General features: G+C 62.3%; 13 protein-coding genes. 8 read left to right on the plus strand and 5 right to left on the minus strand.

The features are described 5' to 3' along the window. Positions 1-4: 4 nt before the first annotated feature. The 4 genes from V6765_RS02370 to V6765_RS02385 all read left to right on the plus strand — a co-directional run bounded on the left by V6765_RS02370 (position 5) and on the right by V6765_RS02385 (position 5,177). Positions 5-2,143: a type I secretion system permease/ATPase gene (locus V6765_RS02370; protein ID WP_448426128.1), complete on the plus strand. Its 2,139-nt coding sequence runs from the start codon at positions 5-7 to the stop codon at positions 2,141-2,143. Further along, positions 2,140-3,315, plus strand: coding sequence for an HlyD family efflux transporter periplasmic adaptor subunit (locus tag V6765_RS02375; RefSeq protein ID WP_448426130.1), 1,176 nt, complete (start codon positions 2,140-2,142; stop codon positions 3,313-3,315). Before V6765_RS02370 ends, V6765_RS02375 begins: the two co-directional genes overlap by 4 nt. Before the next feature lie 66 nt (positions 3,316-3,381). Continuing rightward, positions 3,382-3,813: a hypothetical protein gene (locus V6765_RS02380; protein WP_448426132.1), complete on the plus strand. Its 432-nt coding sequence runs from the start codon at positions 3,382-3,384 to the stop codon at positions 3,811-3,813. Positions 3,814-3,872: 59 nt separating this feature from the next. After that, the gene (locus tag V6765_RS02385; protein WP_448426134.1) at positions 3,873-5,177 is read left to right on the plus strand and encodes a TolC family protein; all 1,305 of its coding nucleotides are present in this window, start codon (positions 3,873-3,875) and stop codon (positions 5,175-5,177) included. Between the two features lie 341 nt (positions 5,178-5,518). Here V6765_RS02385 and V6765_RS02390 read toward each other — a convergent pair whose 3' ends face one another. Beyond that, entirely contained in the window at positions 5,519-7,774 is a 2,256-nt protein-coding gene (locus V6765_RS02390) for an autotransporter domain-containing protein (RefSeq protein ID WP_448426136.1), read from the minus strand. Between the two features lie 147 nt (positions 7,775-7,921). On the opposite strand from V6765_RS02390, the gene V6765_RS02395 reads away from it, so the two are divergent. Together V6765_RS02395 and V6765_RS02400 are read left to right on the plus strand one after the other, a co-directional pair. Then, positions 7,922-10,069, plus strand: a complete 2,148-nt coding sequence (locus V6765_RS02395; RefSeq protein ID WP_448426138.1) for an ATP-binding protein — start codon at positions 7,922-7,924, stop codon at positions 10,067-10,069. Further along, positions 10,066-10,716, plus strand: coding sequence for a response regulator (locus V6765_RS02400; protein WP_448426140.1), 651 nt, complete (start codon positions 10,066-10,068; stop codon positions 10,714-10,716). Before V6765_RS02395 ends, V6765_RS02400 begins: the two co-directional genes overlap by 4 nt. A gap of 92 nt (positions 10,717-10,808) precedes the next feature. Here the strand turns inward: V6765_RS02400 and V6765_RS02405 are convergent, their stop codons facing one another. The 3 genes from V6765_RS02405 to V6765_RS02415 all read right to left on the minus strand — a co-directional run bounded on the left by V6765_RS02405 (position 10,809) and on the right by V6765_RS02415 (position 12,190). Then, positions 10,809-11,258 carry a hypothetical protein gene (locus V6765_RS02405; RefSeq protein ID WP_448426142.1) on the minus strand — a complete coding sequence of 150 codons (450 nt, stop codon included), beginning with the start codon at positions 11,256-11,258 and terminating at the stop codon, positions 10,809-10,811. A gap of 118 nt (positions 11,259-11,376) precedes the next feature. Continuing rightward, positions 11,377-11,940, minus strand: coding sequence for a hypothetical protein (locus V6765_RS02410; RefSeq protein WP_448426144.1), 564 nt, complete (start codon positions 11,938-11,940; stop codon positions 11,377-11,379). A 40-nt stretch (positions 11,941-11,980) separates the two neighbouring features. Continuing rightward, on the minus strand, positions 11,981-12,190 hold the full coding sequence (locus V6765_RS02415; RefSeq protein ID WP_448426146.1) for a hypothetical protein: 210 nt from the start codon (positions 12,188-12,190) through the stop codon (positions 11,981-11,983). Between the two features lie 328 nt (positions 12,191-12,518). Between V6765_RS02415 and V6765_RS02420 the strand changes: the two genes are divergently transcribed. Then, a complete protein-coding gene (locus V6765_RS02420) occupies positions 12,519-13,634 on the plus strand; it encodes an HPP family protein (protein WP_448426148.1) in 1,116 nt (371 codons plus the stop codon). 424 nt (positions 13,635-14,058) lie between these two features. Here V6765_RS02420 and V6765_RS02425 read toward each other — a convergent pair whose 3' ends face one another. Continuing rightward, a complete protein-coding gene (locus V6765_RS02425) occupies positions 14,059-14,778 on the minus strand; it encodes a LuxR C-terminal-related transcriptional regulator (protein ID WP_448426150.1) in 720 nt (239 codons plus the stop codon). 410 nt (positions 14,779-15,188) lie between these two features. Here V6765_RS02425 and V6765_RS02430 point away from each other — a divergent pair, with 410 nt between their 5' ends. After that, complete coding sequence (locus V6765_RS02430) at positions 15,189-16,745, plus strand: ABC transporter substrate-binding protein (RefSeq protein WP_448426152.1); 1,557 nt, start codon at positions 15,189-15,191, stop codon at positions 16,743-16,745. The last annotated feature ends 13 nt before the right edge of the window (positions 16,746-16,758 follow it).

The raw sequence follows: 16,758 nt of genomic DNA on the forward strand, positions 1-16,758 counted from the left end.
GGCAATGGCGACGGGCGCACAGGCCCTGCGCCCGGTCGCGGGCGGGGCCACAGCAAGGGACGCGTGGATGGATGCGGTGCTGCGCGTGGCGGCGCATTACCGGATCGCCGTTTCGCCGGAACGCATGCGGATCGATCTGGCCTGGTCGCCGGATCGCGACGGGCTTTCGGCACTTGCCCGTTCGGCCGGTCTGTCGCTGCGCGAGACGAATATTAAAGCCGAGACGATCTCCGATCTGCGTCTTCCTCTGATCGCCGAATTCGATAATGGCGACATCGCGGTCATCGAGCGTGAAACTGCTGAGGGCTTCGCCGTCGTCATGGCTGGCGACATGGGGCAGGAAACCCCTGTCTCGAAGGAGAAACTGATTGCGCGGCTGCGGCGTCTTTTCGCGCTGCGCCCGGTTTCGGGCCGCTCCGACCGGCGGATCGACGATTATATCGCTCCGTTTCGGCCCGACTGGCTGAAATCCATCGTCCTTGAGGATATGGCGCCCTATCGCGCGGTGATGGTCGCATCTCTGGTGGCCAATGTTCTGGCGCTGGCGGGCACGATCTTTTCCATGCAGGTCTATGACCGGGTTGTGCCGGGCCAGTCGATGAGCACGCTCTGGGTTCTGTTTGCCGGGGTGATGCTGGCCACAGTCTTCGCGCTTTTGATGCGCAATGCGCGCAGCCGGATCACGGATCTGGCGGGCAAGGCGGCTGATCTGAGGATTTCCGACCGGGTGTTCGGCCATGCGCTCAGGGTGCGCAACACCGCCAGGCCGCGCTCCACCGGCACCTTCATCTCGCAGATCCGCGAACTGGAACAGGTGCGCGAGATGATGACATCCAGCACCGTCGCAGCCATCGCCGATGTGCCGTTCTTTCTGCTTTTCTGCGCGCTGTTTTACGCCATCGCCGGCGTTCTGGTGTGGATTCCGATCGCGGCAATGGTCCTTCTGGTCGTTCCCGGCGCGCTTGCGCAAAAACGCCTGCGCCGTCTGGCCGAGGCCAACACCCGCGAGAGTTCGCTGCGCAGCGCCATGCTGGTGGAGGCGGTGCAGGGCATGGACGACATCAAGTCGCTGCAGGCCGAAACCCGCTTCCAGAACCAGTGGAACCATTTGAACGAGACCACCGCAGGCTCATCGATGGAGTTGCGCGATCTGGTCAACCGTCTTGGATCGTGGGCGCAGACGGTGCAGGGCGGCGTCTTTGCCGTGGTGATCTTCTTCGGCGCGCCGATGGTGATGGCGGGCGACATGAGCACCGGCGTGCTCGTCGCCGCCTCGATCCTTTCATCGCGCATGCTGGCGCCATTGGCCTCGGTCACGCAGATCCTGAGCCGCTGGCAGCAGGCCAAGGTCGCGCGCGAGGCGCTGGACCGGTTGATGGCGCTTCCGGTCGATGTGCCGGAGAGCGAACAGCGCATTCACAAACCGGCGATCCACGGATCTTTCCGGCTCAACGACGCGGTTTTCGGCCATGACCCGCAAATGCCGGTTCTGAAGGTTGCACAGATGACCATCGAACCCGGCGAGCGCATTGCCATTCTGGGGCGCAACGGGGCTGGCAAATCGACGCTTCTGTCGGGGCTTTCCGGGCTGCTGGAGCCGCTTGCGGGCGAGGTGAGGGTCGATCACGTGGTCATGGGACTGATCGATCCGTCGGATGTGCGCCGCGACATCGGCCTGATGGGCCAGGGTGCGCGTCTGTTTCATGGCACATTGCGTGAAAACCTGACACTCGGCGCACCGGAGGCGAGCGACGAGGCCATCCTCGGAGCGCTCGACAAGATGGGGCTCGTGGCATTCGTGCAGCGGCTTCCCGAAGGGCTGGATCATATGGTCCTGGAAGGTGGCCTCGGCCTGTCCGGCGGCCAGAAGCAGGGGCTTCTGCTGGCAAGGCTTCTCCTGCGCGAACCGCGCGTGCTGCTGCTCGACGAGCCGACAGCATCGCTGGATGAGGTTTCCGAAGCGGCGGTGATTGACATGCTTGATGCGCTCGGACGTGACGTGTCGCTGATCGTCGCGACCCACCGCCCGGCGGTCCTGCGGATCGTGGACCGGCTGATCGTGGTCAATAACGGCGTAATCGCCATGGACGGGCCGAAACAGCGGGTGCTTGAGCAACTGCGCGGCGGAAAGACGGCGGCATGAATACAACAGCGCAGACGGGAGAGCGCAAATCGGCACGGTCCGAACGCCGCCTTGTCTGGCTGGTGTTCATGATGCTGGCGCTTTTCCTGATCTGGTCCTGGTCCTTTCCGCTGGTTGAAGTGTCGAGCGGTCAGGGCACCGTCGTTCCCAGTTCGCGCGAGCAGATCATACAGTCGCTCGATGGCGGGATTGTCGCCGAAATCACCGTTAGACAGGGGGATATCGTCGAGAAAGGCGAGGTCATCGCCCGTCTCGACCCGACCCGCTCTGCCTCGAATGTCGAGGAGGCAGCCGCGAAATACCACGCTTCCATCGCGGCCGCGGCCCGGCTGCGCGCCGAGCTGGACGGCCGCGACACAGTGACGTTCCCCGCGGCGCTCGATCGCGAGGAATTCGCCGAGCTGCGCGCCAACGAACTGGCGCTGTTCAATTCGCGTCGCAGCAGCTTCGAGGAGGCGCTTTCGGGATTGTCGGAAAGCCTGCAGCTGATCCGGCAGGAACTGGAAATCGCGGAAGAACTTCAAAGCACCGGCGCGGCAAGCCGGGTCGAGGTGATCCGCCTGCGCCGGGAAGAGGCGCAGACCGCGCTGGAAATCGCCCGGTTGCGCACGGACGTGCGTGTCGAGGCCAGCGAAACCCTGCAGAAAGTCAGTGCCGAGGCGGAGGTGCAGGATTCGATCATGCGCGGTCGCGCGGACCAGCTTAAACGGCTGGTGTTTCATGCGCCGATGCGCGGCATCGTCAAGGAAATCGCGGTCACCACGATCGGCGGCGTCATCCAGCCGGGTGGGCAGCTCATGACCATCGTACCGCTGGATGATCAACTGCTGATCGAGGCGCGCATCGCCCCGCGCGACATCGCCTTCATCCATCCCGGACAGGAGGCGCTGGTCAAGATCTCGGCCTATGACTACGCGATTTTCGGTGGTTTGTCGGGTGAGGTGGTCACGATCTCGCCCAACACCGTGCGCGACGAGGTCAATCCCGAACAGGTCTATTACCGGGCCTATATCCGCACCAGCGAGGACTATCTCGTCAACGAGGCCGGCACCCGGTTTCCGATCGTGCCGGGCATGATCGCCGTGGTCGATATCCAGACCGGTCAGAAGACCGTCTGGCAGTATCTCATCAAACCGTTCAACCGGGCACAGGAGGCGCTTCGTGAAAGATGATGTCGTCTTCCGGCGCGCCCGGCCGGTTCCCGGCGCCGCATTATATGACAACAAGAGGAATCCGATATGACACGATGGTTCACCGGAGCCAGAACCCTTGCGGTTTTCGCCGTTTTACTCGCAATTCCCGCCGGTCTGGCACAGGCGCAGCAGACCACACCGATGGATGGCGTCAATCCGCGCGCCGGTTTTTCTTCCGTTGAGCGCGCCTATTCGGAGATGGACGCACGCTATGCCAGAAAGGGAACCCCACGCGACATCGCCACCGTGCGCAGTGTCGCCGTCGGCCAGTCGCAGGCGGAGGTGGAAGCGCTTCTCGGCAGTCCCGCAAGCCGTCATGGCGACGGCTCGCAGGAGTTCAATCTGTCGCTACCTCTGAACCAGAGGGATCGCCTGATCTGCCAGTATCGCATCTTCTTCGACGAAGACGGTGAGGTCGAGCGCGCGGTGTGGCGCCGGCACCAATGTGCCGATCTGGTCCTCAGCCGGATGCACTGAACAAGCGTCAGCGTTGTATGACCTTGAAAACACTGCTTCGATGTGACGGAGGCTGGCGCGTGCCCGCCGCCCTTTCTTGCGCTCTGCTCGCCGGTTGCGCTGCGCTGCCGGAGCCGGATGGCACGGAGGCCGCGATCATCGCCCGCGCCGAAACACTGTCGCCGCTGACGCCGACCGATGCCACGGACATGAAGGGCGTCGCCCATAATGGACTTGTCAGCAACCCGTCGGTGCAGGAGGCGGCGAGTCTTGTATCGGCCAGCGCCGATGAGGTCCGCGTCCAGCGCGCCAAGCTGTTTCCGAGCCTGAGCCTCTCCGCCGGGGCCGGCCAAGGCGATGCAAGCAGGGGCGATCCGCTGTTCGAACTCACCGGTGGCCAGCTGCTTTACGATGGCGGCAGCAGCCAGAGAGTGATCAAGATCGCGGATTATGATTTGCAGATCGACTACATCGCTTTTCAGCAGGCGGTGGATGATGCGGTTCTCGACGTGCTCGAAGCCTATGACGAGGCGCGCATGCTGGATGAACTGCTGACAGTTTATCAAAAGCAGTTCGCAGCGCTGAGCGAGCTGGAAACGCTGGTGGAAGCGCGAACGGAGAATGGCGCGGCTGCAAGGACAGATATTCTGGAGGCGCGCAAGAGCGTTCAATCGGCCGCATTTCTGGTCAGCGACACCAGGCTTGCGCTGGCCGAGGCGCGTGACCGTCTGGTTCTGCTCGGCGGCCCGCCGGAAGGTGGGCGCGTGACCGTCGCACCCGAAAGCTGTGACGCCCAAGTCGAGACCGACGACATGCGGCTTGCGCAGCTGAAACTGGCGCGCGCTGAAATGGCTCTCGAAAAGGCCATGGGCGATCTCACGCCCCGCGTCTCGCTGGAGCCGGTGCTGCGCGGCGAGCTTGGCACCAATGCACTGCCGGTCGGCGTCAACCTCAACATCCAGTCCGATTTTCTGCAGGGCGGCGCGCTGACCGCCAGGGCCAATGCGGCGCGCAAGAGCTTTGGGGCGGCAAAGGCGCGTCTCGACGCCGTCCTTCTTGAGGAAAGGATCAACGAACGAGGTCTGTCGCGTTCGATCAGCGCGAATGAGGAAAAGTCCTTGATGTTGAAACAGCAGATTCAGCTTCTGGCGGATACCCGCGAACTCTTCCGAAGCCAGTATTTCAACATGGGAACCCGCCGGCTCTCAGAACTCCTCGACAATGAGGAGGAATATTACAGCCGCCAGGCCGAACTCGTTCAGTTGCGTTCGGAGCTCGTGGCGGACCGGCTGGATTGCGCCGTGCGAAGCCGGGAACTGCGCCGCTCGCTGGACCTTGAAAGTCACCAAATTTACGGCTTCCCCCTGTCGACGGACATGATCTGAATGGATGCGTTGCTCATGTCCCACATCGTGGTAGCTGACGGGGTGGTCTCCCGACCAAGGAATTACTAACCGCCGCGGTCCTACAAGCCTTTGTTTTGTTTACGAAATACCTGCCACCTAAGAGGTTGACGATTCATATCCCATCAAGACCCTTTGTTTCTGCCCGGCCATTGTCAACGAGCAGAGGGCCGGCTGCACGTTTCGCTTTGCGTCTGGCAAGCGGCGCCAAACGATGTGGTCCAGCAAAAGGGCGGGCGCGTTACCCTGTATCGCGCGCCCGCCCTCCGGGAGGATCTCCTTGTCAGGCGGCGACCCTTGGCGCCGACATCATGTCACTGTCGTCAGAACGTGACGCGCCAGTTGGCGGCGAGCCACGCATTCGACGATTCGCCGAGCGTGGTAACATTGCCCATTACCGACAATGTCGAGCCCGAAATGTCGACCTCGAAGCCGGCGCCGGCGCGCAGCCAGTCCTGCTGATAGGACGGGCCGGCGAAGTTGAAGCCGCTGAGCCCGATGACCTGCCCGGTCACGTTGGAGCCGTGGCTTTCAAAACGGTGGACGCCTTCAAGCGTGCCGATCAGGCTGAATCTCTCATTGATCGGAACAGTGGTGTCGAAGCCGTAGCGCAACTCGGTGGTATCGTTGCAGAGCTTGTCGAAGGCAGCCGGGAAGGCGCCGCCGGTTTCGGTATAGCCGTTGAGGCAGGTATTAGCGAAGGCGACTTCGCCATAGGGCGAGATGTAGGGCAGGGCGTTTTCCCACTCCAGGCGTCCCCTGATGCCATAGCCTTCAGTTCCGGTATTGCCGCCGGAACTGTCGATGACCCCGCCATTGATGACATAATTGCGGGTGATATCGGCCTCGCCCCACAGACCCAAGCCGGTGACGACGCCCCAGAGACCGCTGATCTCGTCGCCGGCCAAAAGCCCCATGGCCTCGAGTTTCACATAGCCTGCGTTGACGTCGGTGCTGCCGCCGAACATCGTGTTCTGGTTGAGGCCGGTATAGCCGACAATTCCGTTGATCTGCACAGGGCCGAAATTATGGCCGAAGCCGAATTCGCCGAGCCCGAGCGTGCCGTCGCGGTTGCCGTGATCGTCGCTGCCCCAGTCGCCGCTTGCCCAGGTGATCGACTTGCCGGCGGGTGCGCGCCGGTCGAGCGGGCGGGAACCGGCGCCGTTGACGATGATGCCGAGATTGTTGAGTGCTGCCGTTGCGACCGTGGCCGTGGTGCCAAGGCTTGTGGCGAGCGAGGTAACGGTGATGAGACCGACGCCCCCGCCTGTGCCGCCGCCGCCCGTGCTGCCGCCAGAGCCGCCGCCAGAGCCGCCGCCGGCGCTACCGCCGCCCGTATTGCCACCTGAACCGCCACCGGTATTTCCGCCTGTGCCGCCGCCTGTGCCGCCACCCGTGCCGCCGCCGCCGGTATTGCCGCTTGTTGGGCCGGTTCCTTCACCGCGCGCGATGTAGACCTCATCGTCTTTCGTCACGCCGACCACAACCGAGCCGTCTTCATTGGTCGCTTCGGCTGTTTCGGTGATCGCACTCTCGGGCATATCGGCGCCGCTTGCCGTAAGCCAGTCTTCAACGGTCAGCATGCCGCCGTCCTCCGTCCAGCGGAAACCGTTGTTGGGGGAGTAGAGCGTTCCGACCGCGACAGCCCCATTACCGGAAACGCCAAGGGCTGAAGACAGGGATACCTCTTCGCCATTGAGACCGCCGAGCGATTGAATTTCGCCATCAACCCAGCGAACGGCCTGATCATAATACCCCTTCCGGGATTTGCCTACGATAATGCTACCGTCCCAGGAAATATCGTTGGCCTCGGTGAGTTTGTCGTCGAGCGTGGGCAGAGCCTGCATTCCGCTCTGTTCCGTCCAGCGGAAGGCGTTTCTTTTGTAGTCGCCTGTCATCGCGATGCCGACGACCACCGAGCCGTCATAATTGGTTGCGGTCGGCTGGTCGGTCTTTATGGTCTCTCCGCCCGGCAGAAAGCCGAGGCTCTGCATGCCGCCCGCCTCGGTCCAGCGGAAGCTTTCCCCGCTGAAAAAACCGTCGAAACCGACGACGACATTGCCATCTCCGGACACGGCCGTTGCGTTGGAGGAGATGCCGTCAGGAAGCGTTCCAAGCGACTGGAAGCCGCCCGCCTCGGTCCAGCGGTAAGCGCCGGCCTGACCGAAGATAGCGCCCGCAGCCTTGCCGACGATAACGCTGCCATCGGCGGAAATATCGGAAGACGTGTAGGATTCGGCCTGGATGAGTGGCGAGCTGGCGGGCCGGTCGCCCACCGGTTGCACGCCGCCCGCCGCGGTCCAGATAAACCCGCTCTGGATACTCTGCGCATAGCTGCGATAAACCGAGCCCACAAATGTGCTGCCGTCAGCGGTAATGCCGCCGATCTCAGGCCTGTCGGTCAGGGCCGGCGAGTAATTGGGGTCCTCGGGATCGCCGTAGTAGGAACGGATTTCCTGCGCGGCGTTGATGGTCAAAATGCCGGCGGTTTCCTGCGCGTGGCCGGGGTTTACTGCAAGAAGCGATAGCGAGGCCAACGCAGTCGACTGGAAAAACCTCTTGTATATCTTCGCCGTCATTGAAAAATTGCCCTTACGTTAGTCTATGTTGTCTAACGTAGAAGTAGCGGAGAGCAGGCTGGAGCGGCATCACCTGAACAGGTGAGGGGGAAGCTGTCTGGCAATGGTATAGAGATAAGTAAACCGGCCCCAGCGGAGAAGCCCCACTTGCTCAAGAACCTGACGCCATTTACGATTCTCGTTCTTGCCGCGCTTTGCGGGCTCGTCATGGCCGCGGTCACGCTTCTGGCGGCGATTGACCGACCGTGGCTCGGCGTGACCTTTTCCGCCGAAGACTGGTCCGCCGTTGTCCGCATTGATTCGACGATATCCAACGGGCCCGCCCGCATGCTGCCACCAGGCGCGGCGGTGGCCACAATCGGCGACATGATGCCCGAACCGGGCGACCTGGTCGAGGAGCCGGACGTGGCCGAGAGCTACAAAGCGCTTTCCCGCTTCTTCGAAAGACAGTCGCTTTTGAGCCGGATTATCGGCCGCGAGCTTGTCGCCATAACCACGGCGGAACCCGGGGCCTCGCAGGTTCTGGTGGAGCCCGCCGCGCATCGTCCGCTCACGAGCCTGCCCGGCGTCTTCTGGGTTCAACTCGTCACCGGACTGGCCACGCTTGTGATCGGCGCCTGGGTCTGGAGCCTGCGTCGTCACGATGCGGCTGCATGGCTGCTGGCGGTGGCAGGCCTGTCTATCCCCGTCTCAGCTTTTCCCGCAGCCATCTATTCCTCGCGCGAACTGGCCTTGCCGGGCGGTCTTTTCCGCGCGCTAACCGCCATCAACCATTTCGGAACCCTGCTTTTCGGCGTTGCCATGCTGGCGCTGTTCCTGATCTATCCGCGCCGGCTGGCTCCGAACCGCGTTCTCTGGTTGCTGCCGATCATTTTCGGGGGCGTGTGGATAATGGATACCCTGCAGGTCGTTTTTGGCGGTCCGGTGGAGGCCTTGCATGTGCCAGTCGTCATTCTGATGGCCGCCATCATCATCAGTGCCGTGGCGCAGTATTTCTTCAGTCGCCGCGACCCCGCCGCGCGCGCCGCGATCCGCTGGTTTGCCCTCTCTGTCGGGCTTTGCGCCGGCACATTCGTTTCGGTCATTATCCTGCCAAATCTGTTCGGCGTGCGTCCCTCCATCTCGCAGGGTTATGCCTTCGTGCTGTTTGGCCTTCTGTTCGTCGGCGTCGCCGTAGGCGTGGCCCGCCATCGGCTGTTCGAGCTGGAAGGCTGGGCCTTTTCGATCCTCTCCTATTTCGGCGCGTTTGTTCTGCTGCTGCTGCTTGATGCAGCCCTGATCTCGTTCATGGCGATGGACCGGCCCGGCGCGTTTGCGGTGTCGCTGCTGGTAGTGGCGTTGGTCTATCTGCCGTTCCGCAACTGGATGGCAAGGCGACTGATGCCGCGCGGCGAACTCGATCGCGAGACGCTTTTCGGCCGCATCGTCGACGTGGCCCTGGCAAAGGATGCGGTGCAGGAAGAGCGCTGGCGGCAGATCCTGAGTGAGGCGTTCCAGCCGCTGCATCTGTCGGATGGCATTGCGGGCGAGGCCGACGAGCCGGCCATCGAGGAGGATGGACTGGCGCTTGCCATTCCCCGCATTGCCGGGCTCGCGCCGGTGACGCTGTCCTATGCCTATCGCGGCCGACGTCTGTTCAGTCCGCGCGACCGGCGCTTTGCCGCCGATATCTGCGCCATGCTCGCGCATGCGATTGCCAGCCGTGATGCCCGGGAGAAGGGCGCGCGGGAAGAGCGCATGCGGATTGCCCGGGATATGCACGACAATATGGGCGCGCAGCTTCTGTCGGCGCTTCACAGCGGGACCAATGAGCGCAAGAACACGCTGATCCGCGAAACGATCGCGGACCTGCGCGACATCGTCAACAATGCCGCGCGCGGCGGCAAGACGCTGGAAGAGGTTCTGGCCGATCTCCGGATCGAGGCGCTGGAGCGGCTGGCGGCGGCCGATATCGCGCTCGACTGGCGCGACAGCAACAAGGACGGCGACACGATGCTGGCGCCGAACATCGCCTATGCGCTGCGTTCCATTCTTCGCGAGATTGTCAGCAACGCCATTCGCCATTCCGGGGCAAGCCGCATAAGGCTGCGGTTTTCAACCGAGAACGGCATCGCCCTTCTCGATGTAAGTGACAATGGCAGCGGTCTTACGCCGGGTTGCGAAGCCAACGGCAACGGTCTTGCCAATCTTGAGGCGCGTGTCACCTCCCTTCATGGCACGCTGGTCATGGGCGACGCCAGGCCCGGCCTGATCGTACGCGCCCGTTTTCCCCTTTCTGAAAGCAGGGCGACATGACCCGGATACTGATTGTCGAGGATCTGGCCGAGGCCAGAACATGGCTGAGCGGCATTGCGAGGGCGGCCTTTGCGGCCCCGCACGAGATCGAGGCGGCGGCGACCATGAAGGCCGGCCTGACCGCCGCAGTGGCACATGATTTCGATGTGGCGCTGATCGATCTCAGCCTGCCGGACGGCACGGGCATCGAGGTCTTGCGTGCCCTGCGCGCCCGAAGCGCCGATACGCTTTGCGTCATCACCACCGCCATGGGGGATGACGCCCATATCGTGGCCGCGCTTTCAGCCGGGGCCAATGGCTATCTCCTGAAGGAACAGCCATCGGAACTGATCATACGGCAGCTCGGCCAACTCGCCGAGGGGATTCCGGCCCTGTCGCCGGCGATCGCGCGGCGCATCATGGAGCATTTCCAGTTGACCGGGCCAGCGGGCGCGCCGGAGGGCAGCCTGACCGAGCGTGAACGGGAAGTCCTTGCGCTTATCAGCCGCGGTCTGCGCAATGTCGATGTTTCCGAACAGCTCGGCCTCTCCGGCAATACGGTGGCGACCCATATCAAGTCGATCTATCGCAAGCTCGGCATTTCCTCGCGCGCCGAGGCGTCCTGGTATGCCGCCATGTTGGGCCTGTCGCCGGGCAAGGCGGAATAGGCGCCTCTGTTGCAAGTCGCTTGTCGCTGTGGGGTGCCTGCCTTGCTTCTGCTATCCAGCCCTCCATTCCTGGCACGCCCAAAAACGTCGCCTCAATTGGCCTTGCGCAGATCCGTATCGAAAGTGCCCTCAACCCGTCGGCAGTCGTTCGGGTCAGCGTCCGCAAACATACTGTCCCTGCGGCAGACAACAGCCGAGAAGCGGCCTTGAGCGGCGGCGGCCCCGTCTTCCAGCGAAAGCACATCAAAGACGATCTCGGCAGGCGTCCCGCTGTCCTCACTGAGGTAGAAAGGTTCGCTCATCCCGTTCGGCCACCAGGAAACCGACACATCCATGATGGAGGCCGACGCGTCGCCACCCATCAGCGAAACCTCGATCGTCAGGACGTCGCGCATGATGCTCTCGGCATCGGGGTTGTGCGCCTGGATGGAAATGGACGTCACCGGCCCCATGGGTCGAAATTCAGCCGTCGACGTTCCCTCTGATGGAATATCGAGCGTTTCGCCCGAATAGGGCGTTTCATCGATGGTGGCATCAACCATGCCGACCGGCTTTTTTTGCGATTTGGGCCTGTGCGGGCTGGATCAGGCAGAGGACGAGGCCGACGGTTGCCAGGCGAGGCGCTTGGTTTAAGTTCATGGAGTGGATCCTTTCATGCGCTTATGGGTACGACCATCCGTCATGTTCGATGCGGAAGATGCGCAAGGGTGCGTCGGGCCGCGCGGCGCCGCCGCGCAGGCGGAAGACGGCCGTGTGCGTCTGGCCGAAATTCTCAATCTCGACATTGATGGTGATCATGCCCCGGAACATGGGCTGATCGGGGTCGGGCACCGGTTCGGAAACGCTGCCCTGAAAATCCTGCGCGCCGATGAGCAGGTCCGCGCCGGGTGGGCGCGATCGCAGAGCATCCCTGAATCCGGTGGAGAAAAACACGTCGGGCGCTGCTGGATCGCGATGGCTAAGCCCCGCACCATGATCATCATAGTCATAGAGCGCCGCGACGAGGGCTCGCGCGTGTTCGATCAAGACATCGCCTGACCACGCCTGCGGGCCGGTCGTGGGGGCGGGGACAATCTTCTCGACGTCAACCGCTTCCTTTTGTTCCTCATGCGCTCCGCCGTTTCCGAACAGGATGTCATCGTCGAAATCGGCGGCGTTGAGCCACCCAGCCGGCGGTAGCCAGATCGGCAGTGCGCATGAGGCACCAGCGCGGCGGCAGGGCATCGAGTTCGGCTTCGGTCATCGCCGAAAAATGCGCCATTGTTTAGAATGGCACGCAGGTGATCTGCTGCAGTTCGCGTTGGTCATGCGCGAGGGTGGCGATCACGGGATAGTCGGTGCCAGGTCCCATGCGGACGTTAAGAACGTCGTTCGGGGCGACTCCCGTTACCCGCCAGGCGTCAGGGCCGGATCCGTCGATCTCGGCCTGGGCAACGCTCGCCAACAAGGCAAACGCTGCGGCGATGGCCGCCATGGCATTTCTGTGGGCTTGTCTGTTTCCAAACACGGTCAAGTCACCTCCGGCGAACTATTGTCAATCGCCCCTGAACCCGGGAGGCAAGAGAGATTGGAGCGCCTTCGGTCAAGGTGGAAGCGTCCTGCGCCAGAACCATAGCCGAAGGTGCAGTGGTTGGGATACTTGCTCGGCATGATCTGTTGCACACCCGTTTGTATCGTCATAACGAGGAGAACGATCGCACGGCCGGACCGATCTGGCCCAGATGGCGGGAGAATGAAACTCGGTTGCGATGATGAAATCAATGACAATCACAGGGCGTCTGATCCGGGCTATCGGGCCCGCGATGGCGCCCATTTCCCTTCGGGAATCCATCCGGGCGGGTCTCGGCGCCACGATCGGTCTTGTCGTCGTGGGACTGTTCGTTCTGGCGCCGACGGTGGATCTCAGGCTCGGGCTCTATCTCGTGGCGCCCTTCGGCGCGACTTCGGTTCTGATCTTCGCGGTGCCCAACAGCCCGTTGGCCCAGCCATGGTCCGCAATCGTCGGCAATACGCTTGCCGCAATTGTCGGCGTTGCCGTCTGTCTCACCGTTTCGGAGCCGTCGCTCCGCATCGCCCTGGCGGTGGGGATTGCGATTGCGCTCATGAGCCTCGCCCGCGCCGTCCATCCGCCGGCCGGGGCTGTCGCCATGACGGCGGCCATGAGCCCCGATGCCATCCACGAACTGGGGTTTCGTTTCGCCATCACGCCCGTGGCAACCGGAACAACGCTTCTCGTCCTCATCGCCTGGATCTACGCGCGCACGACCGGACGACGCTATCCATTCAGGCAGTTCGAGGAGCAGAATGTCCAGGGAACGAGCGATCAGCCGCCTGCCGAGCGCCTCGGTCTGAGCGAGGCCGAGCTGGTCGATATTCTGCAACGGTATCGGCAGTCCCTGAACCTGGGCGTGGAAGATCTGGCAAGGCTCATCGGAGCGGCGGAGCTGCAGGCAGCCAGCCATCAGACCGGCGCCATGACCGTCACCGACATCATGTCGCGCAATCTGATTACGGTCGGTCCGGACACCACGCTGTTCGATGTTGCGGATCTGTTCGAACGCCACAGGTTCACGTCACTTCCGGTGGTCGGACCGGGCGGGGAATTCGTGGGCGTGATCTTTCAGATCCACCTCATCAGTCAAGCTGCGAGAGAGGGCTTGAAGCACGACCGCAGCTTCATTCCCGCGTTCCGGCACATGCTCGGTCGCGAACAGATCAAGCCGACAATTGCCCGGGACATCATGCAGGTGCGCGGTCCGCGCGCGGCAACAACAACCCCGTTGAGCGCATTGCTGCCGATGATGGCCGATGGAGAGGTTGACGCGGTTCCGGTGCTGGAGAACAACCGCATCATCGGCATCGTGACGAGGACAGACCTTATCGCCGCGATGGCGCGAAGCGCTGTCCGCGAGATGTAATTTCCCGGACCGCTTTAGATGGGCTGCCACGTTTCACTGCGTGCACCCAACTTTCCGCTTTGGTATCCTGGTTCAAAATGACCAGAATGACGTCGGAAACCGCCATGGAGACCTGCCCGCGCTTAGTGGCGGCAATTTCATCAGCCCGGGGCGACGCTGTCGTTCGGCTACGAGCAGTTTATTCAATTGAATATCATTTTGACGGGTCGTTGGTTCGTATCCCTTCAAGACCTTTGATAGCCTCATTTAGCTATCAGATTTGTCTCATCGCAACATACACGTGGCTATACGCTGCAGCATAATTGACGCCGGAAACCACTGAAGAACGACCATTTGCCTGTTTAAATAAACCGAGCCACTTCTACCGGCCACAAGAGAAAACTGCACGGCGATCGTTCATCTGGCAGGTGCGGCGGCGATCCCGTCAGTCACTGAACCCCATCGCGGCATAGAACGCTGCCGCCTGGGCTCGCGAGGTGACGTCGAGCTTGGTGAGAATCTCGCTCACGTGGTAAGCGATCGCACGTTCCGTGCGGCCCACAATGCTTGAAATTTCGCCGTTGGTCTTACCCTTGGCCATCCAGCTCAGGATTTCCACCTGAAGGTCTGACAGCAATTTGAAACGGCGGAGATCGTATTCGGTGAACTGGCCTTCCTTGAAGGCGGCCAGGCGCGCCACCGCGACGCTCGTCAGGATCGTGACCTCGGGAATGACGTCTGGCGACTGCGGTGTCGGATCGATGCTCAGAAGCGTAATCGCACTGGCCTTTCCGTTGAGCGCCGGCAGCGACAGCGTCAGGCCGCCCATGATGCCCTGGAAACGGACATAATCATAGTATTCCTCCTGTCCGGGCATATCCCAGTTCTTCTGGTGCCACAGAAGCGGTGTCTTGTTGAACTCCAGATGCGCCATCAGCGGATCGCGCCCGGCCCACCTGTCGTTGACATAGGTGTCTAGCTCTTTGGTCGTGAAGGTGCTCAGCGTCGGCTTCTCCATGAACTCGGAGACGGTCGATCTGTTGATGCTGATGTTGTAGCCGATGAAACCCAGCCTGTTCACGCTCTGGGTGAAGGCGTTCTTGACCTCCGGAAGGCTCTGGGCAAAAGCGATTCTGGTGACGTCTTTGGATAACGGCTTCAGCATGTTGTCCCCCGGAAACTCCATAGATTAGATCATCCTAATGTTACGGATTGATCACTGTCAATTCTGACAGTCGTGGCATCGCGACCGGTCCGTTCGCGGTGACGCGGATCCGTTTGGCTTGCCGTGATGACAGGGCTTGGGGCGGTTCGTGACCATGTGGAGCGCCGTGTTTCCGGTCTTTTTCGCCCGACTGTCCGTTCTGACAGTTTCCTCTTTTGCTCTGTTTCGTTTAGCTGTTGAAGCGGGTCGAGCCGGATGGTCTTCCAATGGCCCTGGCGGTCTCAATGTCGGGTCCCGCCTACCGATTCCTGCGACCGGCGCTCCCATAGCCTCCGGAAAAGTATGATGTTTTTGTCTTGACGTCATACTCTCTCATACTAAACTGCTTACGCATTGACCGGGGGCGTTTCATGACATTTTTCAGGGCAGGGGTGTTGATCGTGTCGGGTGTGCTCACCGCCGCCGCCCCCGCCGCCGCCAAATCCGAGCTGATCCTCGCCATCGGCGGCGAGCCGGATACCGGCTATGATCCGCTGCTGGGCTGGGGGCGCTATGGCCATCCGCTGTTTCAATCGACCCTGCTGAAGCGCGATGCGGCCCTTGAAACCGTTCCCGACCTCGCCAGCGCGTGGTCGCTTTCCGATGACCGGTTGGTCTGGACCATCACGCTGCGACCGGACGTGACCTTCAGCGACGGGACGCCGCTTTCGGCCGAGGACGTGGCCTTCACCTTCAACCAGGCGGCCAAAGCCGGCGGCGTGCTCGACCTGACGGTGATGGACAGCGCCGAGACTGTTGACGACCTCACGGTGGAAATCCGCCTGAAGCGCCCCTGGGTAACGTTTTCGGAGAATTTCTATTCGCTGGGCATCGTGCCGTCGGACGGTTATGGGCCCGGCTATGCCCGCAACCCGGTCGGCTCCGGCCCCTTCAGGATGGTCTCCTGGACGGAAGGGGAGCAACTCATCGTCGAGGCCAATCCGGATTATTATGGCCGGAAGCCTGAATTCGAACGTCTGACCTTCGTGTTCTCGGGCGAGGACACCAGTCTGGCCGCGGCCCGCACCGGCCAGGCCGACATGATCTCGGTTCCGGCACTGATGGCGGATGACGAGATTGACGGGTTCCGCAAGGTCATCGTGCCCTCCGTCGACAATCGCGGTCTTTCCTTTCCCACGACCGCGCCCGGCGCGGTGAATGGCGAGACGGTGGGCAACGCCGTGACATCCGATCTCGCCATCCGCCGCGCCATCAATCTCGGCGTCGACCGGGAGCAGCTTGTCGAGGTGGCGCTGAACGGCTATGGCCGCCCGGCCTATGGGCCTGCCGATGGCCTGCCCTGGTCCAATCCCGATGCAGCCGTCGCCTATGATCCGGATGGCGCGCGCGCCTTGCTGGATGCGGCGGGATGGGCCGTCCGTGATGATGGCATCCGCGTTCGAGACGGCGTAAAGGCCGCGTTCGACATCTATTATCCGGCCTCCGATTCCGTGCGTCAGGCGCTTGCCGTCGTCACCGCCGAACAACTGAAGTCGTTGGGCATTGCCGCCCGGCCGCTGGGCGCGACCTGGGAGCAGATCGGCCGCGTCGACCACCGAGAGCCGGTGATGTTCGGCTGGGGCAGCCACAGCCCGCTCGAGGTCTACAGCCTCTATAATTCTGCCTGGGGCGGCGTCGAATTCTACAATCCCGGCTATTTTTCCGACGAAACCGTCGATGCCCATTTCGACGATGCCCAGCAATCGGCAAGCCTCGAGGCGTCCTATCCCCATTGGCAGGCGGCGGAATGGGACGGCGAGACCGGATTTTCCGCCAAGGGCCTTGCCGGCTGGGCCTGGCTCGTCAATCTCGATCACGTCTATTTCGTCAATGAATGCCTCGATGTCGGCGATACCCAGATCGAGCCGCACGGCCACGGATGGCCGATCACCGCGATGATCGAACAATGGAAATGGACGTGTGAGTAATCCCGGCTTGAGC

The organism is Martelella sp. FOR1707 (genome assembly GCF_053484265.1).